Origin of the sequence: Acinetobacter sp. WCHAc010034 (assembly GCF_001696615.3) — a bacterium.
Taxonomy (GTDB): domain Bacteria; phylum Pseudomonadota; class Gammaproteobacteria; order Pseudomonadales; family Moraxellaceae; genus Acinetobacter.
The window spans coordinates 1,017,509-1,040,950 of record NZ_CP032279.1 but is presented as its reverse complement, the minus strand read 5'-3'; the positions used below and the strand labels follow the sequence as shown (position 1 = coordinate 1,040,950).

Here is a 23,442-nt window from a genome sequence, read left to right as displayed (position 1 = left end):
AAATTTATAATAAATGGCGAATATGTAAACGGTCTGTGGAATATATAATTTTTTAAGCTTGCGTGGCAATCTGTTTTTGCGCGGTTTTCCAGCACATGATTTAGCCTGCGCTAAAATTAAGCAAAAAAACCGTCAGAAGCTTTGGCGCACGGATTTTTTTGTGTTAAAAAGGTTTAGCATTTGTTCAATATTTAAATTTCAGATTGAATACGGTTTGGTAAAAAAAAATTCATTAGAATTATGAGTTTTAATAAAAAAATTTATTGGCTTAGGGGGAAGTATGCAACTTGTGGCGGGCGGGAATATAGGGCTTGACGCTCAGACTGTTGAGATATTGATTAAGACCGCAGTGCCAGCCCATGTCGATTTAGACATTGCTGCATATTTGCTTCAGCAAGGCACGCAGAAGGTGCGCGGCGATCAAGATATGATCTTTTACGGGCAGACATCTGCGCCCAACCAAAGCGTGATTCTGTCCGAGTCAGCGTCTAAATCGCCTTATTTGACGAAATTGCGGATTAATACCGCAGCGATTGACCCGCAAATTCAAAAAATAGCCATCTGCGCGACTTTAAGCGAGCCGCATACGCTCAGCATTCTGCCTGCCGTGCAGCTGGAGCTGTGTTCAGCCGGGCAAGTGCTGGCGACAGCCGCTGTGGACACGCAGCATAAATCTGAAAAAGCGCTTATCTTGGGTGAAGTGTATAAGCATAATAATAAATGGAAATTCCGCTTCGTAAATCAGGGGTTTAATGGCGGGTTAAAGCCGCTGTCCGAAAACTTCGGTGTTGAGGTTGCCAGTGAAAGCAGTAACCCTGCACCTGCACCTGCACCTGCACCTGCACCTGCACCTGCACCTGCACCTGCATCAAGCATTAATTTGTCTAAAATTAAGCTGGATAAAAACAATTCCAGCATTAACTTAAGCAAGAAAGGCGCCGGATTCGGCAAAATTTCGGTCAATTTAAACTGGAACAGAGGCCAGCCCCAGTCCCAGTCTTTTTTCAAAAAACTCAGCCGCTCGAATTCTGTTGATTTGGATCTGGGCGCAATGATTCAGTTTAAAAATGGGCGGATTGCCTTGGTGCAGGCGCTTGGAAAGCAGTTCGGCCATTACGATCAGCCTCCATTTATGCACTTGGATGGCGATGACCGGACTGGATCTGCCTCGAATGGCGAAAACCTGTACATTAACGGCGACCGGTGGGAGCATATCGAGCGTGTTGTTGTTTATGCCTATATTTATGAAGGCGCTGCTCAATGGGCCGCAACAGACGGTGTGGTTACGATACGGATTTCGAATCAGCCGGAGATTGAAGTCCGGCTGACAGACGGCAATCATTTAACCACATGCGCCATAGTTGAATTAAAGAACGCCGCCGACAGCATTCAGGCGAACCGCGAAGTGCGCTATTTTAAAGATCAGAAGTATCTGGATGAGCATTACAGCTTCGGCTTCCGCTGGTCGCATGGCTCCAAAGACTAATAAGCAGCGAAAATAATTTATAACCTTAGCTATTTAAAAATGAGGAAAGCATGGCTATTTCATTGAACAAAGGCGGAAACTTATCCCTAAGCAAAACAGACCCGTCATTAACTCAGGTGCTGGTCGGTTTAGGCTGGGATGCCCGCGCTACAGATGGCGTGGATTTTGACTTGGACGCTTCAGCTTTTTTACTGGGCGCAAATGAGAAAGTCCGCGGCGAGCATGATTTTATTTTTTATAATCAAACCCGGTCACAGGATGGTTCTGTCGAGCATACCGGCGACAACCGCACAGGCGACGGCGACGGCGATGATGAAGCGGTCACCATTGATCTTGGCAAAGTTTCTCCGGAAATTCAAAAAATTGCCATTACGGTGACGATTCATGATGCGGATTCCCGCGGGCAGAACTTCGGCCAGGTGCAGAATGCGTTTATCCGCGTGGTGAATAATCAAAGCCATGTTGAAATTGTGCGCTTTGACTTGAATGAAGATTACTCAACTGAAACAGCAATGATTTTTGGCGAATTATACCGCCATAACGGCGAGTGGAAGTTCCGCGCTGTCGGCCAAGGCTATAACGGCGGCTTGCGCGCCATGTGCCATCAATACGGCATCAATATCTGACGCGCTGAGTAACCGCATATGAAGCATTTTAGGTTTTCAATAATTTTCACCATCATCTGTATGGCTTTAGCAGGCTATTGGGGCTTTACGCATGGGCCGGAAGCCGGCTTGATGATGATGCTTAAAGTGCTGGCCATTACTGCTATTTTGGCGGTCATGGAAGTTTCTTTATCATTTGACAATGCGGTGGTTAATGCGTCAGTGCTTAAGCATTGGGATCAGTTCTGGCGTACGCTGTTTTTAACCGTAGGCATTATTGTGGCTGTATTCGGCATGCGCCTGATTTTCCCATTGCTGATTGTCGGCGTGACAGCGGATATGAGTATGGTTGAAGTTGCCAAGCTGGCGCTCAACGACCCTAAAACTTACTCAGATAAGCTGATGGCGCATCATGCTGAAATTGCAGCATTCGGCGGCATATTCCTATTATTGGTGTTTCTGAACTTTTTATTTGATGATGAAAAGGATGAGCATTGGTTCCATTGGCTGGAATCCAAGCTGGCGGATTTGGGAAATATCCAGGCAATTTCAGTTTTCATCTCATTGGCGGTATTGCTGACTATCGCAGGCTTTGTGCCCGAAGCTTCACGCCTGGTTGTTGTCATGGCGGGCATTTGGGGCATTGTGGTCTATGTTGGCGTGCAGGTCATCGGGCATTTGCTCGAAGGCAGCGGCAATGATGAAGGCGAAAATGAGGAGCAGGCTGAGCAGAATGGCGGCGCAACAGCAACCGGCACAATTGTAAAAGGCGGAATCGGCGGATTCCTTTACCTTGAAGTGCTGGATGCATCCTTTAGTTTTGATGGTGTAATTGGGGCTTTCGCAATTACCAGTGATGTGGTAATTATCATGCTGGGTTTAGCTATCGGTGCAATGTTCGTGCGCTCCATGACCATTTTTCTGGTTGAAAAAGGCACTTTGGATGCCTATGTATACCTAGAGCATGGCGCCCATTATGCAATTGGCGCATTGGCATTGATTATGCTTGCCAGCGGTACCGGCGTGCATGTTCCAGAAGTTGTAACAGGTTTGATTGGCGTAGCATTTATTGTCTGGGCAGTAATTTCGTCAATTTCATATAGTAAAAAGCAGCAACAATTCGAAGCAATGGAAGAGGGAAAGTAAAATGGCAATTAGCTTGTCTAAAGGCGGTAACATTAATTTATCGAAGACCGCTCCAACAATGAACAAAGTGGATTTGGGCCTAGGCTGGAATCCCCGCGTAACTGACGGCAAGGCATTTGACTTGGATGCAGTTGCATTTTTAACCGGAGAAGATGGCAAAGTGCGCGTAGACGGCGACTTCATTTTCTTCAATCAGAAAACATCGCCATGCGGTTCAGTTAATCACAAAGGCGATAACCGCACAGGCGACGGCGACGGCGATGATGAAGCGATTTCAGTCGATTTGTCCAAAGTCCCTGCAGATGTTGCAAAAATTGTTTTTGCAGTAACAATTCATGAAGGGCAGCAGAATGGCCAGAACTTTGGCCAAGTGGATAAAGCCTATATCCGCGTCATTAACCAAGATTCAAATGCTGAAGAACTTGCCCGTTTTGACTTGTCTGAAGACGGCAGCACAGAAGTTGCCATGATTTTTGGCGAATTATACCGCCACAGCGGCGAGTGGAAGTTCAAAGCGGTAGGCCAGGGCTTCAATGGCGGCCTTGGCGCTTTAGCCGGAAGCTATGGCGTAGCTGTATAACACTGGATTTAAGTACTAAAAGAGCAATCTTTTAGTACTTAAAAGTGATTTTAATCCTGAATTTAAGATTATTTTTAAGTACTAGAATTGAGCAGAATAACAATGAATTTAATTTCAGGCCAGAAAATAGCATTAGATAAGCTTATTCAGAATGGACAGGTTTTTACCGTAAAAATAGTGGCCAAAGCGGATTTTCCGGTTGATATTTCCTGTTTCGGCATTGGCATGGATGACCGGCTTTTCCATGATGATTATATGATTTTCTATAACCAGCCAAAATCTCCGCAGCATGAGGTTGAGTACCGGGCTGAATCAGAATCGCATTTTTTCCATTTTGACTTAAGCAAAGCCAATCCTGCAGAAATTCACCGCTTTGTCATCTGCGCAACCGCAGATGCGGTGAATTCAACCATGCATGACTTGATGGATGCCTGTGTGGAAATTTTAAGCCAGCAAGGGCAGGTGCTGGCGCAATATAAATTGGATTCCAGTCAGTTTAATCTGGAAAAAGCCATTATGCTGACTGAAATTTACTGCAAGGGCGGTCTTTGGCGCATGGCCGCCATTGGCCAAGGCTTCAATGGCGGATTAAAAGCATTAGTCGAGCATTTTGGCGGTGAAGTCGCCGCGGAGGAGGGCGCTGAGCTGTATCCTTCTGCAGCGCAGCAGTCTGCGCCGGCAGCATCCGTAATTGATCTGAAAAAGCGCGTTGTGCTGGATAAAATAGAAAAAACTGCGCCGCATTTGATTGATTTGGCCAAAAAATCCTTGATCAGCTTGGAAAAGAACAGCCTGATTGGCGCTAAAGCCCGGGTGGCCTTGATTCTGGATTATTCCGGCTCCATGTCAAATCAGTATAAAAACGGCGATGTGCAAAAAGTTCTGGACCGCATCATGCCCTTGGCTGTTAATTTTGATGATGACGGAAGCTTTGAATGCTGGGCTTTTGCTGAGAAAGCCTTGCGTCTGAGTGACGTAAGCTTAAGCAATTTAAAGAATTATATTGAAACTGAGCAAGGCGGGCACAAAAAATGGAATGCCGGCGCCCGCTATAACAATGAGCCTGCGGTGCTTGAAAGCGCGGTTGAATATTTTACCAAAATCAGTCCATCCCAGCTCCCGGTTTATATCGTATTTATTTCTGATGGCGGCGTGTCAGAAACCCGGAAAATTAAGCAGATTTTGAAACATGCTTCGAATTATCCGATTTTTTGGCAATTCGTCGGCATTGGCGGCCGCAATTATGGCGTCTTGGAGCAGCTTGATACGATGGCTGGGCGCGCTGTAGACAACTGCAGTTTTTTTGAAATGGATAATATTCACAGCATGCCTGAAAGCCAGCTGTATGACCTGCTGCTGCAGGAGTTCCCTCTCTGGCTGAAAGAAGCCAAACTTCAAAATATCATTCCGAAATAAGGATACAACATGGCGAATTTTCAATTGGCTGGCAGCCCGGAACCATTCCTGCTGGTGGATTTGCAGAAAGGAGAAAAAATCTTCTGTGAATCTGACGCCATGGTCATGATGGAAGCGAATCTTGAACTGGGCGGGTCGCTCAGGGGCGGCTTATTCCAGTCTTTTATGCGCCGCTTCACTACGGGTGAATCCCTGTTCCAGCAGGAAATAAAAGCTTCATTTGGAAACGGGCAGTGCCTGCTTTCGCCGAATCTGGATGGCGATATGCAAATCCTGGACATAGGCCAGAACCAGTATGTGCTGTCAGATGGCGCATTTGTCGCGGCGACAGAGCATGTCAATGTAAGCGCGAAAGTGCAAACCAATATTGGCGGAAGCCTGTTCGGCGGCAATGGCGGTTTTGTGGTGATGGAAACTGCTGGACAAGGCCAGCTCTGCATTTCAGGCTGCGGAACTTTGCTGGAAGTAGATGTCAGCGCGCAAAATGGTGAAACCACTATAGACAATGGCCATGTTGTCGCGTGGGATTCAAGCTTAAGCTACAGCATCGGCTTGCCAAGTTCACAAAACCGGGGCTTGATGGGCAATCTATTTAACAGCGTGACCAGCGGTGAGGGAATGGTGCTGAAGTTCAGGGGGAATGGCAAGGTGGTCATTTGCTCAAGAAACCGCAAGAACTATGTTACATGGCTCGCGTCAGTTTTAAATTTAAATAACAATAGCAGGTAAAAGGGTACAGATATGGGTATTAGCTTAGTAAAAGGGCAGAAAATTTCTCTTGCCAAGGCAGACGGCGCATCATTGACGCGGATATATCTTGGCGCCGGATGGGATGTCGCTAAAGGCGGCGGCTTCATGGGAGGCTTATTTGGCGGAGGCGGCTCTTCAATTGATTTGGATGCATCGGCAATTTTATTTGATGAAGCCAAGCAGCCGCTGGACAATGTCTGGTTTGCGCAATTGCGCAGCCGCGATGGCAGCATCAGCCATTCTGGGGACAATTTAACCGGTGAAGGCGACGGCGATGATGAAAAAATCTTTGTTGATCTTGCGCGCGTGCCGCCGCAAGTAAAATCTATTGTATTTACAATCAGCAGCTTTCGCGGGCAGACATTTGAAAAAGTTGAAAATGCTTTTTGCCGTGTAGTAGATGAAACAAGCAATACTGAAATTGCGAAATACAATTTGTCGGCAAAAGGCAAGTATACCGCGCTGATTATTGCGAAAGTTTACCGCCATGACGGCGCCTGGAAAATGTCAGCGCTTGGCGAATCATGCAACGGTAAAACGATTCACGATATTATTCCGTCAGTTCTGCCTTTATTGTAAGCAGGATAAAGCGTAAAAAACCCAAGCCCGCCTTGGGTTTTTTAAGTTATGCACAGCGGCAAGCATCGTCATCTATAAGCAATCATATGCCTGGCGGTTCTCCCTTTTTGAATATGCCTGTCAATTTATATTTGAGCTGTTTTCCGGATACTGGCTCATCATCAGCATTCCAGCTGCATGCTGAGAATCATGATCTGTATTTCCGAAATTTTACGGCAGCGGGAGGTGCTCCAGTGTGGAAGTCTGTATGTACAGCCTATTCTTTCTTTTAACAGTTTAACTTTCATATCCTTAAGCATAATATTTGGCTAATGGATAATTGAAAGACATTTGCTTACAAAAAATCAATGTCCTGCTAGATGAATACATACGTTAATAATTTTAATGAAAAAACTATTTTAAATTCATGCATGGTCTTAAGCTGTCGTAAAGCATGATGTAATTCATCTGCTGAACCCGGTTCATGAAAAATCCCTGCTTTCGGCAGGGATTTTTTTCGCTGCGATTAATCAACAATTCACCCTTTTTTGACTTTGGCGCGCTTAGGTTTATGCTTAATCAAGAATAATAAATAAAGGGGCGGAGCCAAATGGATCAGGAAATGGAAAATAAGATTATTGGCACAGTGTATGATGCAGCCTTGGATGCTTCGCTGTGGCCTGAAGTGATCCGTCAGATAGTCGAGTTTACGCAAAGCAAAACCGCGGTTTTGACAGCCTTGGACCGGCTGAATCCTAATTATGACTTTGAGCACGCCTTTAATATTCCGCAAGCCGGCTTGGACGCCTATCAGGATGAGCAGGTCAGGCTGATTGATATGGCGCTGCATATTCCGCTATGGAAGCAGCAGGGCGTAGGCGGAGTGATTCATCAGGATCTGAGCGGCTATGCACAGCTGTCCAATTCTGATGAGTTTATTTTCTATGAAAAATGCCTGAAAATCACCGGCATCAGCTATATTGCCGGAGTGCTGCTGGATCATGGCGAATACCGCTGGTCTGTTCTGGGCATACACAGGGCATCTGAACAGCCCGCTTTTGCACAGGACGAGCTGGATTTTCTCAAAAGAATAGGCGTGCATATCCGGCGCGCCCTGCAAATCCATAAGCAGCTCAGCTTTGCCCGAATTGAAAATAAAAATTTATACCGCGTGCTGGATGCCATTAAAGTCGGCATTATTTTGATTGATGAAAAGCGGACGCTGTACTATGCTAATCAGCGCGCGCAGCAGCTGCTGGAGCACAGTAAAATTTTTGAATTTGACGCGCAGAACCGGATCTTTATGGCGCGCATGTATCAGCAGAAATTTGAGCAGCTGATTCAAACCACGCTGCTGGAAAGCCGCAAAAATACCGAGGATATTGGCGGTGTGCTGGCGGTCAATCATCAGAATGGCCAGCAGTTTATGCTGACGGCTACGCCATTCAGCAGCATTGAGCGCTTTGAAAATTTAAAGGATAAAAATTATGCCGTGCTTTTTATTTCAGAAGTCGGGCAGCAGTATGCGCTGGCAACGCCGTATTTAAAGGAAATTTATACCTTATCGCCCAGAGAGTGCGAAATTTGCGAACTGTTTGTAAACGGGTCAAATCTGGAAAAAATAGCCGTGCATTGCAATCTGACTTTAAGTTCGGTGCGGACCTACGTCAAAAATATCTATGGAAAGCTGCAGTGCAATTCACAGGCCGAACTGTTGCATAAGCTGATGGGCATGACGATTAATTTTGAACATGTATGCTAAAAAAGACCTTGGCTGTCCAAGGTCTTAAAATTGCGGGCTTGAAGGAACTGCGTTAAAAGCAGCCGCCGGCTTTAGAAGCGCTGCATTTCCGCGCTTTGGTCATCGGCATTCGTAATGTGGAGAAGGTCGCCGTCTAAAGTATAGGTGAATGAGTACAGTTCATATTCCTGAGCAGAGATGTCGCCCCATGTGTCCACTAGGCCTGCGCATCCATTGGTATCGTATTGCACCGCTGTAGCCGCCAAGACGCCATTTGCTGCCGAATAGGTTCCAGACTCAATGCCTTCATCGCATGCACCATAAGCATTGGTTGAAATCTGAATATAAGAGCCGTCTGTGAAGAAAGAAGCGATTTGACCGTTGAGTTTCCATGAGCCGTCGAGGCTGCCTGCTGTATTTTCAATTTTAGTAAATTCATAGGACTGGTCACCTTCCTTCAGCAGCAGCTTGCCTTTGGCGCTGCCGTACAGCAGTTTCAGCTGTGCTTCAGGATCGGACAGGCCCCATTCGCCATTGCTGTCAATTTCGAAGCCATCCAAACTGTCCAGATCGCCATTCGCTGCGTTCCATGTCATTTGGCCCACTTCTATGCCGGATTCGCCTGAGCCATCTGTCTCTGCAGGGCCGACTTCGCCCAGCGTGAAATGGAAGGCTTTTTCATCATCTTCACCGCTGGTTGTGCCGTCAATGTAGAGCACAGTTTTCGTGCCTGTAGCCTGATCTTCTAAGAGCCATGCCCCAGTATGGTCTTTAAGGAAGGAATCAAAGAAGTTGTTTTTTGCATCCTGCTCTGAAACCAGCTCTGTGCCGGCGGCTTCAATGGCCAGCGCCAAGGTGGCGTCTTCTTCAAAGGATTCTGTAGGCAGGGTGAAATCGATAGTTTTATCTGCCAGCGCATCTACAGTTGCCTGAGAAATTTCAATGCCGTTAGTATGGTCTTGGTCGGCATCCAGCGACTGCAGGAAAATCATCACATTGACGCGGGCAGTTTCGGCATTTTCATTTGTATCTTGATAAAGGTCAAGCGGGGTAATTTGGGCCTTCGCATTGACGGTTTCTCCAATTTGGATGCCGCCTACATAGAATGAAATGGTATCGCCGTCTTCATACTGGAATAAGCCTTTTTCAGCTTCATTTTCAGATGCGCTGGTTGTGCCTTCATGCGTCGTGTTGCCTTGGGCATTGCGCGAAATATATTTAACGCCGCTGACTGGTCCATCAGAGAGTACGCCGGTTTTAGTAGTAGGCTGCGGGTTGCCGTTTGAAGATGAGTCGTCGTCAGAGCTGCCTCCGCATGCTGTTAATAATGCAGCTAAGGACAAAACAAGTATTGTTCTTTTCATCGTCTTTCCCTCAATATATTTTTATGTGAGATTGTGAAACCGATATTAGGGGGAGGCGGACGTTTTTGAATATCCTCAAATGAGGAGGGTGAAGAATAATTATTCTGTTTTAATCAATGATTAAAGTTTAATAAGTTGAAATTTCATTTATGTATTCAATAAAAAAGCCCCGGAAACCGGAGCTTTTTTTTGCAAACGGGCGCTTAATTCAGCTCTTTGTCCAGCTTGTAATTCAGCTGCGTTTCAATCGCCTCGCCGGTTTCAATGTCGCGGACTTCTGCAAAATTTTCCCCGATAAAGAATTTGCGCTTATCGGCGGCCTGATCCAGTGTAATGACCGATGGATTTTTAGCGTCAAAACTGAAAGCGCCTTTGGTCTTGAATTCGTTTCCTTTGCCTTTGCCGAGGTATTCTTCTGTAAGTTCATAGGTTTTGTCAGACTTCAGCTCAAGCTCCATTTCGATGCCTTCGCAGTCAGCGCAAGGCAATACGCCCTTGTATTTTCCAGCCCAGTCCAGAGAAGTTTCAGCTGTATCGCCAGCAGGCAGAGTGCTGGCCGGCGCAGATGCTTCGCTTGCAGGCTGCGCAGCAGCGCTGGCGGCAGGCGCGGCGGAATTCGGGGTTTCAGGCTTGGAACAGGCTGCCAGCGCAACGCTTGAGAGTGCAAGCATAAGGAAAGTCTTTTTCATTCAAATCGGCCTTTTTATCATTTGATGGATTTAAGTTACTAAAAAGATTAAAAAATGGCTAGAGTATTCTTGTAATGCCTGCGCATTGATTAAGTCGGGAAAACGCGCGCGGCGGCCTGCATTTCAATCAGGCGCAGCGCCGGCTGGGGAGTTTTTCCTGACTAATGATTTTATACATTTATAAATTAATTGCTGGTTTATTGACCTTTTTGGTCTATCTAATTTTTCCAGCGCAGTTAGAATCAGCGCCAGATAAATGTGTATATGGTGCATTGGGTGTTTGAAAAATTAGCTGAGCAAAGCCTGAATTTGATGGGCTGGGAACTGGATAACCATTGGCCGCTGGATTTGGCGCAGTGCGTCATGATTGCGGCGCCGCATACCAGCAACTGGGATGCGCTGTATGCGCGCTTAGCCTTGAAAGCCTTGGGGGTGAATGTCCGCCTGACCATTAAAGACAGCTATATGAAGCTTCCGTTTGGGCCTTTTGTCCGCGCTATGGGCGGCATTGGAATTGACCGCAGCCCGAAGGCGGAAGGCGCGCAGCGCTTAAGCATGGTTGAGGTGATGACCAACCTGTTCAAGGAGCATGCTGAACTGGTTATGCTGGTCACGCCGGAAGGAACGCGCGCGAAGCAGGAACAGTGGAAAACCGGCTTTTACCATGTTGCGCTGAATGCGGGCGTGCCGATTGCGCTGGCCTATATGGATTATGAGAAGAAAAAAACCGGTGTAGGAAAAATTGTTTATCCTACAGGCGATTATGAAAAAGACATGGCGGAAATTATGCAGTTTTATGCGCAAATCAGCCCGAAATTTCCTGAAGATTTCAGCGTAGACAGCCGCTACTATTCTGCCGAATAAGGCATTTCAGGTGAAGGTTGCGCAGCCGCTGCATTCGGCGGCTGTGTCAAACTGCAGCACAATGCTGCATGTTGCAGGAAAAATCAAGCTTTCACGGCTGGGAAAGCGCCCATTTAAAAGTTTAGTTTTCATCCAAAATATTTTGATGGACGCCGCCTAAATTTTGGCAGGCTTCTTTATAAATGCTGTACTGCTGCTCAATGACGGCGGAAAGCGGTATCGTAAACAGCTTTTCGCCATTTTTATAGCTTTGAATATATTGCTCAGCCTTTTGCCTGGCGCCGTGCAGCGACTGCTCATGATAGGCGGTAATCGGGCTGTGCGCCATTTGCGCGCTTTCAATCTTATTGCACTGAAAGTCTGCCAGCAGTTTTTCAGCATTTTTAATGTCCTGTGACGCGCCAAGCGGGCAGCCCGTCAAAAGAATAGCTCCAGCAAATGCGGCGGGCAATTTCATAAGTGAGATGGGGGAGATGAAGAAGTGCGGTATTGTATAAATTTTTGCGGCGCCTGTTTTGCTCAGGGTTTGCTGAATGCCTAAAAAACGGCTTATTGAAGCCTGTGCAGCTGCTGGACAGCGCCGTCCTGTACCGTATTATGCAAGCACGTACTGAGGCTGTCCGCGGCGTGCAGATTCATGCAGGGCCAATTCCTGCAGCTGGCGCAGTTTGCGCCGTACTGGCGGAGCAGGTCAGGAGGCTTGCCGGAAACCGCAGGCAGAGCCGAATAAGTAATTAAAATTTCAGAAAATTTAAGTTAGCATGGGCATATCTTATTTTATCAGGGCTGTTATGAAAGCATTGGCGGTTTGGGTCATGCTTGGCTTGTCTGCCGGCAGCGCGGCGGCGCAGGAGCAGGAAGGCGTTGTTGTAATGGATGAAAGCCTGCAAGGCCTGCATGAGCAGGAGCAGCGCGCGCTGGCTTCGAAAACCGCACAGGATGCGCAGGATTACGGATTGGTAGAAAACCTATTCTTTGAAAATGAAATTGTAAAAATTTATAACTACACTGCTTACGAAACCGATGGCGCAAAGAATAAGTTTCTGTCCGGCCAGTCCGAGCAGATCGGCCTGCAGGATTTTGCGGTTTCATTCGGCTACGGCATGGAGTTCCGCGTTAATCAGCGCCACAGCGTTGGCTATGAATATCTGTCAAATTTTCCATATGACCGCGGGCAAATCATCCGGCTGTTCTGGAATTATGTGTTTTAGCGCCTGCGCAGCCTGATTTTTCCTTTAAGCGGTTAAACGCCTTTTGCATAGGCAAGACCTGTTTGGGAAATTCCCGCAGTTCATAAAAAACAGGCAAAAGCCTTTTATTGCGCCTGCTCGGCATCCTTGCCGTGGCGGGTATTATATATCTGAAGCTTATTTTGCCCCGGATCAGGGCGGCCCTGAATCTGCCGGCTGTCTAAAATGGGCCAGTTAAACTATTTTTTGAAACAGCCCAGCGCGCACTGTGCCGGCCTTGGTTTCTTTAATCTGCTTCCAGGTCGCCGGCAGCTTCAGCTGGGACAAGTCCCGGTCAGCTTCAACATAGATCAAGGCATTGGCTTTAATAGCCGGGTCAGCTAGCTGCGCCAGCGTTTCCCAAAGGTCAAGGCTGTAGGGCGGGTCTAAAAACACCACATCAAACTGCTCTTTCAGGGCAGGAAGCGCCTGCTGCGCTGTGGCGGTTTTCAGCTTGGCATGCTGCGCGGTGACTTTCAGCAGCTGCAGGTTGTCGATTAAAAACTTGGCCTGTGTGCGGTCGGGCTCAATCATCACCACTTGGGCCGCGCCGCGCGACAGCGCTTCAAAGCTCAATGCGCCGGAGCCTGCGCAAATATCCAGAACCTGCGCATTTTGAATATCCCACATCAGCCAGTTGAACAGGGTTTCGCGGACACGGTCAGGGGTTGGGCGCAGCCCGTCAATGCTGGCAAAAGGAAGCTGGCGGCGCTTCCAGTCACCGCCAATAATTCGGAGTTGATTTTTCATAATTTAATCTGATTCTGCATGTGTTGGCGGAGGGGAAGCTGGCGCATTGGCGCTGCTTTGCAGCGGATTTTCGCCGCTTGGCAATTCGCTTGGCTTGATGCCGGCAGTCATCAGGCCGCCGCTGACTTGGGCTGCCGAAGGGCGGATTGGCGCTTTTTTGCGGTTCAGCAGCCAGTAGTCAAAAATCGGCCGCGCCAGCTGGGCGGCGGAACCGCCGTGGCGGCCATTTTCCCAAATTACGGTAATGGCGATTTCCGGCTTATCCGCTGGAGCAAAGCCGACGAACAGGCCGTGGTCAAGCTGGCGCTCGGTTAATAGCGATTCATTGTAGCGCTTGCCCTGTGCAATGCTTTTAACCTGCGCGGTGCCGGTTTTGCCGGCAATTTTATACATTGGCGTGCGGATGCGGCGCCCTGTGCCGCTCTCAATCACATCGACCATGGCGTCGCGCATTTTAACCCAGTCTTCAGGCTGGCCATTAAACTCAATTTTTCCATCCGGCGCATTATGCACGGTATAGGGCTTGGTGCCTTTGCTTTCACGCAGCACATGCGGCGTGACGTGCTGGCCCATATTGGCGGTAATGGCGGTGGCCATGGCCAGCTGCAGCGGGGTGGCGGTAAATGCGCCTTGCCCGATGCTGACCGAAATGGTTTCACCTTTCAGCCATTTGGCTTTCCGCGTGCGCAGTTTCCATTCAGGGCTTGGATACAGGCCGGAACTTTCGCTCGGCAAGTCCACGCCGGTTTTTGCGCCGTAGCCGAACTGGCGCATCCAGCTGTTCATGCGCTCAATGCCCATGCGGTAAGCCAGAATATAATAGTAGGTATCGCAGGAAATCACCTGCGACTTATGCAGGTTGACCGCGCCGTGGCCGGATTTTCGCCAGTCGCGGAAGCGGTGCGAATCTCCAGGCAGGGAGAAATAGCCCGGATCGGAAATGGTGGTGTTCCAGTCGACCAGATTGTAGTGCAGGCCGCCTAAGCCAAACATCGGCTTAATGGTGGAGCCCGGCGGATAGGAGCCTTGCACTGCCCGGTTGTACAGGGGCTGGTCAAGGTCATCGCGCAGCGCGGAATAGTCTTTGCCGCTGATGCCGGTGACAAATAAATTCGGGTTAAAGCTTGGGCTGGAGACTAAAGCCAGGATTTCGCCTGTGCCCGGGTCCATGGCGACAATCGCGCCGCGCCGGCCGGCCAGCTGCTCAGAGGCCACCATCTGCAGGCCGTAATCCAGCGATAAATACAGGTCATTGCCGCGGACCGGGTCTTTGCGGCCTAAATGGCGCAGCACATTGCCGTGCGCATCGGCCTCGACCGATTCATTGCCGGGCAGGCCGTGCAGCAGCTCTTCATAGTATTTTTCAACCCCGATTTTTCCAATCAGGTTGGTTCCGGCATATAAGTCTTTATTAATGCTTTTTAATTCTTTGTCATTGATGCGGCCGACATAGCCAATCACATGCGCAAACAGCTCGCCGTGCGGATAGTAGCGGGTCATCTGGGTTTCAATGTTGACGCCCGGAAACTGGAATTTCACTTCGCTGAAGCGCGCAATTTCAGTTTCGTTCAGGTTCAGCTTCAGCGCTACGCGTTCAGTCTTTTTCGAGGTTTTAATCCGGCTCCGGAAGCGCTGAATATCTTCTTCAGATAGGTTGATGACTGGCGCCAGGCGCCGAACCGTGTCGTCAATATCATCAATATCGGCGCGGCTCATGGTGGCGGAAAAGACCGGATAGTTGTCCGCCAGCAGAACCCCGTTGCGGTCATAAATATAGCCGCGCGCCGGCGGCAGCGGCTGCAGGCGGACGCGATTCTTGTCTGAGTCGGTGGCGAACTTGTCGTAATTGGCAATCTGCAGATAAGAATAGCGCGCAACCAGCAGCAGCAGGAAAAAAATCACAATGCCCAGTGAGAAATAAATGCGGTTGCGGAAAATGCGCTTTTCTTGCTGTACATTTTTTAAAGGAAAGTGCTGCTTCATACGCGGTCGGCTTAAGTCACACAAAGGGGAAATTGAGGCTGACCATTCTACCGCAAGTTCAAAAAATTTGATAAGCGAAAAGCGCCTCAGAAGCGCCGGATCTGCTTAAACTTTGACTTTGCAGACATTAAAAAAATAAAGCGCTGTCTATAAGTGTTCATATAATTCTGATAAAGTCAAAACCGCATAAAAATAGGACTGTATTACAACTAAAAAAGCCTAAAATTAAGGACAATGGTGAAAATAATGAACAAAGTTTTTTCTTTGCTGGCGCTTGCTTTGCTTGCAAATGCCGCATCAGCGCAGGACAGCGCCTTTTTGCCGGAAGCGAAATTGGCGGACGGTTCAGTTAAAGCGCTGTATGCAGGGGCGGGTTTTACCCAGAAAATGATTCATTTAAATGCTGAATGGGTGAATCCCTACGGCATTGCGTATGCCAAAGCGGGCGCTTTCCTGAATGGCGATAAAACCTTCGGCGGCCAGCTGGGTTTCCGCTATCCGGTGCATTTCACCGGCAAGGACAAAAATGGCTATTACCTTGGCGCCTATGCCGGCCATATTGAAAGCAAAGACACCGGCACAGAGTATGAAAGCCGCTTAGGCGGCGGTGTTGATTTGGCTTATGTGATGCTCAGTCCGGAGCGGATCAGCACCTTCAGCGTCGGCATAGGCGCAGGTGAAAAACTGACCGGTCAAAATGGGCGGACGGTCGCAGATACAGAACCGAAGCTACAATTCTCCTATACTCTAAGTATCGGTTTGTAGTGAAAATATTCGGCTTTATATAATTCAATATTTCCCCCGATTAAAATTAAATATGGAAGAGATGCATGCTTGAGTACGTCAATGAGTTGTGGCAAACCTTTTTGAACCGCCCGGATTTTTGGGCAGTGCTCAGCATCATCCCTGTTACGGCTTTTGTTACTTGGGCGCACGTCTGGATGGCGCTGAAAATGGTGTTCTACCCGATTAACTTCTGGGGCTTCCACCTTGGCCCGCTGCCTGTGGGCTGGCAGGGCATTGTGCCGCGCAAGGCCGGGCGCATTTCCGGCATTATCACCGACAACACCTTATCCAAGCTGGGCTCGCTGCGCGAGTTTCTGGAAGCAATGGACCCGGAAGACATGGCGCGGATTATCGGCGAGCAGGTCGGCTTCGAGCTGGAGCATCTGATTGATGAAGTAATGCTCGAGCGCAATGCCGTGCTGTGGGAAAATTTGCCCTATTCCATCAAGCGCCGCATTTATGCGCAGGCCAATAAGCAGATGCCGGGTATCTTAAGGGAACTTGTGACTGAGCTGACCATGAACGTCGAGTCACTTGTCGATATGCGCGAAATGGTGGTCAGCCAGATGGAAGGCGACCGCCGCTTAATGGTGCGCATGTTTTTGAAAGTCGGGCAAAAGGAAATCAACTTTATCTGGCACATCAGCGCCCTGATCGGGATGTTCTTCGGCATCTTCCAGATGATCGTCTGGTTTGTGGTGCCTTGGCACTGGACTGTGCCGTTCTGGGCATCGGTCTGGGGCTTTTTAACCAACTGGATCGCGATCTGGATGGTCTTCAACCCGATTGAGCCGCACTATGTTAAATACCCGCAACTCTTTGAATTAACAAAAAATCGTAAGTTCCCTTGGCTGAAGCCTGTGCTTCCGCGCATCGGCACCTACAATATTCAGGGCGCATTCATGAAGCGCCAGGAAGAAGTGTCTGATGTCTTTGCCAGCGTGGTTACTGAAGACCTGATTACGCTGAAATCGATCATGACTGAAATGATGTACGGCAGCAAAAAAGACAAAACCCGCCGCATTGTCAAGCGCCACATCAATGAAATTATGGAAACTCCGCTGGTCAGGACTTCTTTGCAGCTGTCTTTAGGCCCGCGTGAATACGCAAAACTCAAGACGGACTTGATTGATCGTTCAATTGAAATTACGATGGTGCCTGTATGCGACCCTGCGTTCAATGCGAGCCGTGCACAGAAAATCTATCAAATGTTCAGAGACCGCATCCGCGAGCTGACGCCGAAGGAGTTTCAGAATTTATTACGTCCTGCATTTCAGGAAGACGAATGGATTTTAATTTTACTGGGCGGGGTAACGGGCTTTATTGCGGGCACCATACATTTGTTTGTGGCTTTCTTATAATTAGATGCTGAAGAATATGTCGAATGTTTTGACATGAGCAAGGCGTCAAATACAATGTTTAAATGAGGATGTTTTTTTATGCGCATTATCTTACTCGGTCCACCTGGAGCAGGCAAAGGCACTCAAGCTCAGTTGATCTGTAAGCGCTACAATGTCCCGCAAATTTCAACCGGTGATATGCTCCGTGCTGCAATTCGTGAAGGAACTGAACTTGGCCTGCAAGCTAAAAGCGTGATGGACAATGGCGGCCTGGTATCTGATGAGCTGATCATCGGTTTGGTGAAAGAGCGCATAGCGCAGCCGGACTGCGTCAATGGCTGCATTTTTGACGGCTTCCCGCGCACAATTCCTCAAGCTGAAGCGCTTGAAAATGAAGGCATCAGCATTGATCACGTGATTGAAATTGATGTGCCGGATGAAGAAATCGTGCAGCGCCTTTCCGGCCGCCGCCAGCACCCGGCATCTGGTCGCGTATATCACATTGTTTACAACCCGCCTAAGGTTGAAGGCAAAGATGACGAAACAGGCGAAGACCTGGTGCAGCGTCCAGACGATCAGGAAGCAACCATCCGCAAGCGTTTGGGTTCATACCATACAGAAACTGAACAGCTGGTCGGCTTCTATCAGGGCCGCGCAGCTTCTGGCGAAAACGCGCCGACTTATGACAAATTGAACGGCTTGCGTCCAATTGAACAGGTTCAGGCAGAGCTTTTCGCTATTTTAGACCAGTCTAAATAATCCCTTTTGCGGGTTTTGACTTTCAAAGAGTCCTAAGTCATATTAGGGCTCTTTTTTATTGCGCTGTTTCTGGAGAAGGCTTTGCAGCAGGTTGCGATTATTTTAGTTTTGCTGGTGTGCGCGGCCTCATTGCTGGCTTTGCTGTATTTCAGCTATAAGCTGCTGAAAAAAACGCAGCAGCAGGAGCTGCTTGAGCGCCGCAGCCAGCCTGCGCCTGAATATAAGCTGCATCCCAAGCTGCAGAAAGAGCAGCAGCGCGGACAGAACCGGCAGGCGGATGAGGAAAAAGATCCGCCGCCAGAGCAGTAGGCGGATGTTCAGATCCTAAGCCGGCCAATTTGATTTGGATCAATTGGGCCGGATCAATGAACTGCGGAGGCTTTAAGCCTCTATATTTTTCACTGGAATCGGGCGGGCGGCGCCAAATTCATAGCGGTCCGGCCAGTTGCAGACATCCGACACCACGCATTCAGCGCATTTCGGCTTGCGGGCAATGCAGCAGTAGCGCCCGTGCAGAATCAGCCAGTGATGCGCATCAATGATAAATTCTTTAGGAATGACCTTGATCAGGCGCTGCTCAACTTCCAGCACGTTTTTTCCTACAGCCAAGCCGGTGCGGTTGCCTAGGCGGAAAATATGGGTATCAACCGCCATGGCGGGCTGGCCGAAGGCGGTATTCAGCACCACATTAGCGGTTTTCCGCCCGACGCCCGGAAGCGCTTCCAAATCTGCGCGGTTATCCGGCACTTGGCTATTGTGCTTTTCAATTAAAATCCTGCAGGCTTTAATCACATTTTCGGCTTTGGAATTGTACAGGCCGATGGTTTTAATGTATTCCTTCAGGCCGTCAACGCCCAGGGCATAAATCGCCTCAGGAGTATTGGCCACCGGAAACAGCTTGTCGGTTGCTTTATTGACGCTGACGTCGGTGGCTTGCGCGGACAGGGTTACAGCCACCAGCAGCTCAAAAGGGCTGGAAAAATTCAGCTCAGTTTCCGGATGCGGGCGCTGCGCGCGCAGGCGTTCAAAGAAGGTCTGAATCTGCTTTTTGGTCATGTTTTTCACCGCCATATTCATGCTCCCTGCAGCGCATTCAGCTGCTGGCTCAGTTCCTGCAGCAGCGCGCGTTTTTTTGCATCATCACGCACACTCAGCTGCTTTTCCAGCTTTTTAACCTGCGTGCGGAGCTTCGCCAGCTCAATCGCGGTTTTGGCGTCCTGCACCGGCGCTATTTTTTCTGACTGATCCGCAATTTCAATCTCAGGCACGCTGCTGTCCTGGCTGGAAAACTGCGCGAATAATGCGCTGTCAATCTCCGCGCGGACCACCGGCCCCTTGCGGTGCATGCGGCGCTGCTCTTCACGCTGAATATGCGCATAGTAGCGCGCGCGCAAATCATTCTGCTCAGCCAGGCGGGCGGCCTCAGACGGCAGGGCCTGCACATCCTCCACCAGGTCAATGCAGTCTACCGGGCAGGGCGGAATGCACAGTTCGCAGCCGGTGCACAGCTCAGCCAGCACGGTATGCATCAGCTTGCCGGCGCCAATAATCGCATCGACAGGGCAAGCGCTGAAGCATTTGGTGCAGCCGATGCATTCATCTTCACGGATCACCGCCTTCATGCGCTGCGGCCGGCCGTCGCCTTGAATGGGCCACACGCTTGGTTCGGCAGGCAAGGCTGCGCGCTGCAGCAGGGCGGCTAAGGCGTCTGCAACCGGCTGGCCGCCCGGCACGCATTTATTGGCTTCTTCACCTTCGGCCATCGATTTTGCATAGGGCAGGCAGCCGTCACGGTGCCCGCAAAGCCCGCATTGCGTCTGCGGCAGTAGGGCGTCAATTTTTTGGATGAGGGAAATTTGAGAATTCATGAATAACCGGAAATGCTGGGCAGGCGGAACAGGGCGGTAGCGGGGGGAAATGAATTTTAGCATGTTTTAGCCCGCCGCGCTGTGCGCAAATTTAGGGCTGTTTGTGCGTTATTTTTGAACATAAAATGCCAGTCCATTCATGCCTAAAAGTTTATTCATTGATAAACTATGATCATGTAAAATATATTTAAATATATGTTCTTAATATAAAATTAAAGTATTTTGAAAAAGGTATTGTGGATTGCGGGCAAAAGATATTTAATGTTTTGCGCCAAAATTTATCATCGATTTAAAATTTGACCAATTTTGATTCATCTTTCTGCTGAGGATTAAGAGTTGAAATATAACAGCCTTAATGAGTTTTTAAATTACGTTAAAACACGTGATGCACATCAACCAGAGTTTCTTCAAGCTGTTGAAGAAGTCATGACCAGCCTGTGGCCATTCATTGAAAAGCACCCTGAATATGCCGACCACGGCCTGCTTGAGCGCTTAGTCGAGCCTGAACGCGCCATTCAGTTCCGCGTTTCTTGGGTCGATGACCAAGGCCAGGTTCAAGTCAACCGTGCATTCCGTGTACAGTACAACTCGGCAATCGGGCCATTCAAAGGCGGCATGCGCTTCCACCCGTCTGTAAACCTTTCAATTCTTAAATTCCTGGGTTTTGAGCAGACTTTCAAGAATGCTTTGACTACATTGCCTATGGGCGGCGGCAAAGGCGGTTCAGACTTTGACCCTAAGGGCAAGTCTGAAGGTGAAATCATGCGCTTCTGCCAAGCCCTGATGATTGAGCTGTACCGCTACCTCGGTTCAAATACCGATATCCCTGCGGGCGATATTGGCGTCGGCGGCCGCGAAGTCGGCTATATGGCGGGCATGATGAAGAAGCTCAGCAATGACACTTCTTGCGTGTTCACAGGCAAGGGCCTGAGCTTCGGCGGCTCATTGGCCCGCCCTGAAGCGACAGGCTACGGCACGGTGTATTTTGCTGAAGAAATGCTGAAAACCCGCGGCGACTGCTTCAAAGGCAAAACTGTAACTATTTCAGGTTCAGGCAACGTGGCACAGTACGCCGCTGAAAAAGCGATGTATTTAGGCGCGAAAGTGGTTTCGCTGTCTGACTCTGCGGGCACGGTATATGTAAAAGACGGTTTTACCGATGCCTTGCTGGCTGAAGTAATGGAATTGAAAAACGTCAAGCGTGGCCGTATTTCTGAGTTTGCATCTAAACATGGCTTTGAATATCTGGAAGGCCAGCGCCCTTGGTCAATCAAATGCGATATCGCGCTGCCATGCGCAACGCAAAATGAGCTGGATCAGGCGGATGCCGAAGCGCTGCTGGCAAATGGCGTGATCTGTGTAGCTGAAGGCGCAAATATGCCTTCTACATTGGATGCTGTAGAAAAATTCGTTGAAGCGAAAATTCTGTATGCGCCGGGCAAAGCGTCAAATGCCGGCGGTGTCGCCACTTCGGGCCTTGAAATGTCCCAGAATGCTTTGCGTTTAGGCTGGACTTTTGAAGAAGTGGATGAGCGCCTGCATGCGATCATGAAAGAAATTCACCGCAACTGCGTGAAATACGGCACGCAGGAAGACGGCACGGTAAACTACGTCAACGGCGCGAACATTGCCGGCTTTGTTAAAGTCGCTGACGCTATGCGCTCGCAAGGCGTTTACTAAGCGCCGCGCTTCTTTGCAAAAGACGTAAAGAAGCAAAGAAATAGAAAACCGATGCGCAGGCATCGGTTTTTTTATTTGAACCCGCTGTTATTTAACAGTTTCACGCTCAATAATCATGTCTTGAATATAAACGTATTTAGAATGGTCAGCCGGCGGATTTTTCAGCTCGTAGCGCTTAATGCGCACAATTTGGCGTTCTTTCGGATTATGCTTGAAGCCTTCAATGCCGCCATAGAAGAAGGTCCAGTCTTTGTCGGCCTGAGTTTTTACGCCGTTTTCCGCATATTTGATTTCACGCACCTGCAGGCAGGTTTGCGGCGCAACGCCTGTGCATGGCTTGGTTTCAGGAGAAATTTCTAAGAAGATGGTTTCAGCCTGCGTGCCGTATTTCGCTTCCGGCGTCATTTTTCCAGTAAAGACGACTTTTTCGCCATTGGCGGCAATTACGGTCAGCGTCGGCTGCTCAGGATCATTCAAATTAAGCATGAATGGCGCTTTGCGGCTGCTGAACAGGTTTGAAGCTACGCCTTCCTGCGCCATAGCGTTTGGCGCGCAGGCCATTTGCGTTGCCATCAGGTTGCCGGTAACAATCTGGTTATTCTCAACTTTCCAGCTGGTGCCCATGCCATTGCAGCTGGTTGCAATGCTTAGGCGGCCTGCTGCGTCAAAATTCAAGACTAAAGGCTTCGGCGCATCTGCAGTATTGGCGCTCCATTGATAGGAAGCTAAAGTCTTGTCGGCGTTTTGCTGCTGCAGTACGGACACGGCTAAATCTCCGGCTTTTTGGATGTCACCCGATTGGCAGGCCGCGAGGGCGAAAGGAAAAAGCGCAATTGCTAAAAATTTTAAGTTCATGGTTTGCCCAACATGCTTTTAATTTAAATAAAAAATTAAATAACTGATTTCAATAACAAGATTTAGAATAACCGATTCAGCTTTGAAAAAAATGGATACATTCTGATTCTTTGCGTATCAGAATGTATATATAAGTATTTATTTGTTAATTTATAAGTATTTCTTATGCATTAGTCGAAGCGGTAAATATCCATGCCGAGTGAGCCCATGCTGAAGCTGCTGTGCACAATATTGAAGCGGTGGCCTGCGCCCATGGCAAAGAACAGCGGCGCAAAATGCTCCAGAGTCGGATGATTGCGCTGCACATGCGGAATGCTTTGCCAGTCCAGCACCGCATCATAATTGCTGTGGCTGAGCCTGCTGACCACATAGTTGCGGAATTCAGAAGCCCATTCGGGCACAGCGGCGGACTGGCTGTCCCAGGCCAGTTCACGCAGATTATGGGTGATGCTGCCTGAACCGATCAGCAGAATCTGCTGCTCGCGCAGCGGCGCCAGGGTCTGGCCGATTCTGTAAATTTCCTGCGCGGACAGGCTCATCGGCAGGGAAATTTCCACCACAGGAATATCCGCCTGCGGATACATATGCAGCAGCGGCATCCACACGCCATGGTCGCGCGGGCGGGTGCTGTTGGCATGCGCGGCAAAGCCGGCTTCGGCCAGCAAATGCAGCATATTTTCCGCTAATTCAGGGTTTCCCGGAGCCGGATAGCGGATATCATACAGTTCTTCCGGAAAGCCGCGGAAATCATGCCAAGTTTCAGGGCGCGCGCCGGTGCTGACCTCCAGATCACGGCTTTCCCAATGCGCGGACATCACAATAATGGCTGCCGGCTTGGGCAGATTCAGGCCGAGGCGCTGCAGCGCCGGCCCGACCTGCTCCGGATTCAGCGCAAGCATGGGTGAGCCGTGGGAAATATATAAGCCGGGGAGGGTGTGCAGGTTCATTGCGGTCCGCCTGATTAACTGTGCTGAAATGATTTTGGCCAAAAAG

The 23,442-nt window shown here is 49.1% G+C and carries 25 protein-coding genes; 16 read left to right on the top strand and 9 right to left on the bottom strand.

The annotated features are described in order from the left end of the window. Positions 1-280 precede the first annotated feature (280 nt). The 8 genes from BEN74_RS06570 (at position 281) to BEN74_RS06535 (ending at position 8,303) form a co-directional block, all read left to right on the top strand. The gene (locus tag BEN74_RS06570) at positions 281-1,486 is read left to right on the top strand and encodes a TerD family protein (RefSeq protein ID WP_068908654.1); all 1,206 of its coding nucleotides are present in this window, start codon (positions 281-283) and stop codon (positions 1,484-1,486) included. Between the two features lie 50 nt (positions 1,487-1,536). Next, positions 1,537-2,112: a TerD family protein gene (locus BEN74_RS06565; protein ID WP_068908656.1), complete on the top strand. Its 576-nt coding sequence runs from the start codon at positions 1,537-1,539 to the stop codon at positions 2,110-2,112. An 18-nt stretch (positions 2,113-2,130) separates the two neighbouring features. Next, on the top strand, positions 2,131-3,237 hold the full coding sequence (locus BEN74_RS06560) for a DUF475 domain-containing protein (protein WP_068908658.1): 1,107 nt from the start codon (positions 2,131-2,133) through the stop codon (positions 3,235-3,237). 1 nt (position 3,238) lies between these two features. Further along, positions 3,239-3,817 (top strand): TerD family protein, encoded by a 579-nt coding sequence (locus BEN74_RS06555; protein ID WP_068908660.1) that lies wholly within the window; start codon positions 3,239-3,241, stop codon positions 3,815-3,817. Between the two features lie 102 nt (positions 3,818-3,919). Continuing rightward, positions 3,920-5,233, top strand: coding sequence for a vWA domain-containing protein (locus BEN74_RS06550; RefSeq protein ID WP_068908662.1), 1,314 nt, complete (start codon positions 3,920-3,922; stop codon positions 5,231-5,233). A 9-nt stretch (positions 5,234-5,242) separates the two neighbouring features. After that, positions 5,243-5,962, top strand: coding sequence for a TIGR00266 family protein (locus BEN74_RS06545; protein ID WP_068908664.1), 720 nt, complete (start codon positions 5,243-5,245; stop codon positions 5,960-5,962). A gap of 12 nt (positions 5,963-5,974) precedes the next feature. Continuing rightward, positions 5,975-6,562, top strand: coding sequence for a TerD family protein (locus BEN74_RS06540; protein WP_068908666.1), 588 nt, complete (start codon positions 5,975-5,977; stop codon positions 6,560-6,562). 601 nt (positions 6,563-7,163) lie between these two features. Then, complete coding sequence (locus BEN74_RS06535) at positions 7,164-8,303, top strand: helix-turn-helix transcriptional regulator (RefSeq protein ID WP_228200404.1); 1,140 nt, start codon at positions 7,164-7,166, stop codon at positions 8,301-8,303. A gap of 71 nt (positions 8,304-8,374) precedes the next feature. Here BEN74_RS06535 and BEN74_RS06530 read toward each other — a convergent pair whose 3' ends face one another. Then, on the bottom strand, positions 8,375-9,646 hold the full coding sequence (locus BEN74_RS06530; protein WP_068908671.1) for a hypothetical protein: 1,272 nt from the start codon (positions 9,644-9,646) through the stop codon (positions 8,375-8,377). 203 nt (positions 9,647-9,849) lie between these two features. After that, the gene (locus tag BEN74_RS06525) at positions 9,850-10,335 is read right to left on the bottom strand and encodes a copper resistance protein NlpE (protein ID WP_068908673.1); all 486 of its coding nucleotides are present in this window, start codon (positions 10,333-10,335) and stop codon (positions 9,850-9,852) included. Between the two features lie 264 nt (positions 10,336-10,599). Here BEN74_RS06525 and BEN74_RS06520 point away from each other — a divergent pair, with 264 nt between their 5' ends. Beyond that, a complete protein-coding gene (locus tag BEN74_RS06520) occupies positions 10,600-11,199 on the top strand; it encodes a 1-acyl-sn-glycerol-3-phosphate acyltransferase (RefSeq protein WP_068908675.1) in 600 nt (199 codons plus the stop codon). 121 nt (positions 11,200-11,320) lie between these two features. Here BEN74_RS06520 and BEN74_RS06515 read toward each other — a convergent pair whose 3' ends face one another. Further along, entirely contained in the window at positions 11,321-11,656 is a 336-nt protein-coding gene (locus tag BEN74_RS06515) for a hypothetical protein (RefSeq protein WP_068908677.1), read from the bottom strand. Positions 11,657-11,688: 32 nt separating this feature from the next. Between BEN74_RS06515 and BEN74_RS19375 the strand changes: the two genes are divergently transcribed. Both BEN74_RS19375 and BEN74_RS06510 read left to right on the top strand, forming a co-directional pair. Then, the gene (locus tag BEN74_RS19375) at positions 11,689-11,937 is read left to right on the top strand and encodes a hypothetical protein (protein ID WP_162898152.1); all 249 of its coding nucleotides are present in this window, start codon (positions 11,689-11,691) and stop codon (positions 11,935-11,937) included. A gap of 53 nt (positions 11,938-11,990) precedes the next feature. After that, on the top strand, positions 11,991-12,410 hold the full coding sequence (locus BEN74_RS06510; protein ID WP_068908679.1) for a hypothetical protein: 420 nt from the start codon (positions 11,991-11,993) through the stop codon (positions 12,408-12,410). 213 nt (positions 12,411-12,623) lie between these two features. Here the strand turns inward: BEN74_RS06510 and rsmD are convergent, their stop codons facing one another. Both rsmD and mrdA read right to left on the bottom strand, forming a co-directional pair. Further along, positions 12,624-13,178, bottom strand: a complete 555-nt coding sequence (gene rsmD, locus BEN74_RS06505) for a 16S rRNA (guanine(966)-N(2))-methyltransferase RsmD (protein WP_068908682.1) — start codon at positions 13,176-13,178, stop codon at positions 12,624-12,626. Between the two features lie 3 nt (positions 13,179-13,181). After that, positions 13,182-15,161, bottom strand: coding sequence for a penicillin-binding protein 2 (gene mrdA / locus BEN74_RS06500; RefSeq protein WP_068908683.1), 1,980 nt, complete (start codon positions 15,159-15,161; stop codon positions 13,182-13,184). Positions 15,162-15,407: 246 nt separating this feature from the next. Here mrdA and BEN74_RS06495 point away from each other — a divergent pair, with 246 nt between their 5' ends. From BEN74_RS06495 to BEN74_RS06480, 4 genes are all read left to right on the top strand, one after another. Continuing rightward, complete coding sequence (locus tag BEN74_RS06495) at positions 15,408-15,926, top strand: hypothetical protein (RefSeq protein WP_068908764.1); 519 nt, start codon at positions 15,408-15,410, stop codon at positions 15,924-15,926. A gap of 65 nt (positions 15,927-15,991) precedes the next feature. Further along, positions 15,992-17,308, top strand: coding sequence for a hypothetical protein (locus BEN74_RS06490; RefSeq protein WP_068908686.1), 1,317 nt, complete (start codon positions 15,992-15,994; stop codon positions 17,306-17,308). Between the two features lie 78 nt (positions 17,309-17,386). Further along, on the top strand, positions 17,387-18,046 hold the full coding sequence (gene adk / locus BEN74_RS06485) for an adenylate kinase (RefSeq protein ID WP_068908688.1): 660 nt from the start codon (positions 17,387-17,389) through the stop codon (positions 18,044-18,046). 81 nt (positions 18,047-18,127) lie between these two features. Next, on the top strand, positions 18,128-18,355 hold the full coding sequence (locus BEN74_RS06480; protein ID WP_068908691.1) for a hypothetical protein: 228 nt from the start codon (positions 18,128-18,130) through the stop codon (positions 18,353-18,355). A gap of 72 nt (positions 18,356-18,427) precedes the next feature. Here BEN74_RS06480 and nth read toward each other — a convergent pair whose 3' ends face one another. Both nth and BEN74_RS06470 read right to left on the bottom strand, forming a co-directional pair. Further along, positions 18,428-19,117: an endonuclease III gene (nth, locus tag BEN74_RS06475; RefSeq protein WP_068908769.1), complete on the bottom strand. Its 690-nt coding sequence runs from the start codon at positions 19,115-19,117 to the stop codon at positions 18,428-18,430. 2 nt (positions 19,118-19,119) lie between these two features. Beyond that, positions 19,120-19,914: an RnfABCDGE type electron transport complex subunit B gene (locus BEN74_RS06470; RefSeq protein WP_068908766.1), complete on the bottom strand. Its 795-nt coding sequence runs from the start codon at positions 19,912-19,914 to the stop codon at positions 19,120-19,122. Positions 19,915-20,250: 336 nt separating this feature from the next. Between BEN74_RS06470 and gdhA the strand changes: the two genes are divergently transcribed. Next, on the top strand, positions 20,251-21,594 hold the full coding sequence (gene gdhA / locus BEN74_RS06465; protein WP_068908693.1) for an NADP-specific glutamate dehydrogenase: 1,344 nt from the start codon (positions 20,251-20,253) through the stop codon (positions 21,592-21,594). 87 nt (positions 21,595-21,681) lie between these two features. On the opposite strand, the gene BEN74_RS06460 is transcribed toward gdhA, so the two are convergent. Continuing rightward, positions 21,682-22,449, bottom strand: a complete 768-nt coding sequence (locus BEN74_RS06460; RefSeq protein WP_068908696.1) for an META and DUF4377 domain-containing protein — start codon at positions 22,447-22,449, stop codon at positions 21,682-21,684. 170 nt (positions 22,450-22,619) lie between these two features. Next, a complete protein-coding gene (locus BEN74_RS06455; protein WP_068908698.1) occupies positions 22,620-23,396 on the bottom strand; it encodes a DODA-type extradiol aromatic ring-opening family dioxygenase in 777 nt (258 codons plus the stop codon). Positions 23,397-23,442: the final 46 nt, after the last annotated feature.

Bases quoted from the DNA above. Each gene is read 5' to 3' on its own strand.
- BEN74_RS06560 (WP_068908658.1), top strand. From the start codon at position 2,131: ATGAAGCATTTTAGGTTTTCAATAATTTTCACCATCATCTGTATGGCT.
- adk (WP_068908688.1), top strand. From the start codon at position 17,387: ATGCGCATTATCTTACTCGGTCCACCTGGAGCAGGCAAAGGCACTCAA.
- BEN74_RS06535 (WP_228200404.1), top strand. From the start codon at position 7,164: ATGGAAAATAAGATTATTGGCACAGTGTATGATGCAGCCTTGGATGCT.
- BEN74_RS06565 (WP_068908656.1), top strand. From the start codon at position 1,537: ATGGCTATTTCATTGAACAAAGGCGGAAACTTATCCCTAAGCAAAACA.
- nth (WP_068908769.1), bottom strand. From the start codon at position 19,117: ATGGCGGTGAAAAACATGACCAAAAAGCAGATTCAGACCTTCTTTGAA.
- BEN74_RS06460 (WP_068908696.1), bottom strand. From the start codon at position 22,449: ATGAACTTAAAATTTTTAGCAATTGCGCTTTTTCCTTTCGCCCTCGCG.
- BEN74_RS06540 (WP_068908666.1), top strand. From the start codon at position 5,975: ATGGGTATTAGCTTAGTAAAAGGGCAGAAAATTTCTCTTGCCAAGGCA.
- mrdA (WP_068908683.1), bottom strand. From the start codon at position 15,161: ATGAAGCAGCACTTTCCTTTAAAAAATGTACAGCAAGAAAAGCGCATT.
- BEN74_RS06495 (WP_068908764.1), top strand. From the start codon at position 15,408: ATGAACAAAGTTTTTTCTTTGCTGGCGCTTGCTTTGCTTGCAAATGCC.
- BEN74_RS06490 (WP_068908686.1), top strand. From the start codon at position 15,992: ATGCTTGAGTACGTCAATGAGTTGTGGCAAACCTTTTTGAACCGCCCG.
- BEN74_RS06550 (WP_068908662.1), top strand. From the start codon at position 3,920: ATGAATTTAATTTCAGGCCAGAAAATAGCATTAGATAAGCTTATTCAG.
- BEN74_RS06470 (WP_068908766.1), bottom strand. From the start codon at position 19,914: ATGAATTCTCAAATTTCCCTCATCCAAAAAATTGACGCCCTACTGCCG.
- BEN74_RS06455 (WP_068908698.1), bottom strand. From the start codon at position 23,396: ATGAACCTGCACACCCTCCCCGGCTTATATATTTCCCACGGCTCACCC.
- BEN74_RS06510 (WP_068908679.1), top strand. From the start codon at position 11,991: ATGAAAGCATTGGCGGTTTGGGTCATGCTTGGCTTGTCTGCCGGCAGC.
- BEN74_RS06520 (WP_068908675.1), top strand. From the start codon at position 10,600: ATGGTGCATTGGGTGTTTGAAAAATTAGCTGAGCAAAGCCTGAATTTG.
- BEN74_RS06530 (WP_068908671.1), bottom strand. From the start codon at position 9,646: ATGAAAAGAACAATACTTGTTTTGTCCTTAGCTGCATTATTAACAGCA.
- BEN74_RS06570 (WP_068908654.1), top strand. From the start codon at position 281: ATGCAACTTGTGGCGGGCGGGAATATAGGGCTTGACGCTCAGACTGTT.
- BEN74_RS06515 (WP_068908677.1), bottom strand. From the start codon at position 11,656: ATGAAATTGCCCGCCGCATTTGCTGGAGCTATTCTTTTGACGGGCTGC.
- BEN74_RS06555 (WP_068908660.1), top strand. From the start codon at position 3,239: ATGGCAATTAGCTTGTCTAAAGGCGGTAACATTAATTTATCGAAGACC.
- BEN74_RS06525 (WP_068908673.1), bottom strand. From the start codon at position 10,335: ATGAAAAAGACTTTCCTTATGCTTGCACTCTCAAGCGTTGCGCTGGCA.
- rsmD (WP_068908682.1), bottom strand. From the start codon at position 13,178: ATGAAAAATCAACTCCGAATTATTGGCGGTGACTGGAAGCGCCGCCAG.
- BEN74_RS06545 (WP_068908664.1), top strand. From the start codon at position 5,243: ATGGCGAATTTTCAATTGGCTGGCAGCCCGGAACCATTCCTGCTGGTG.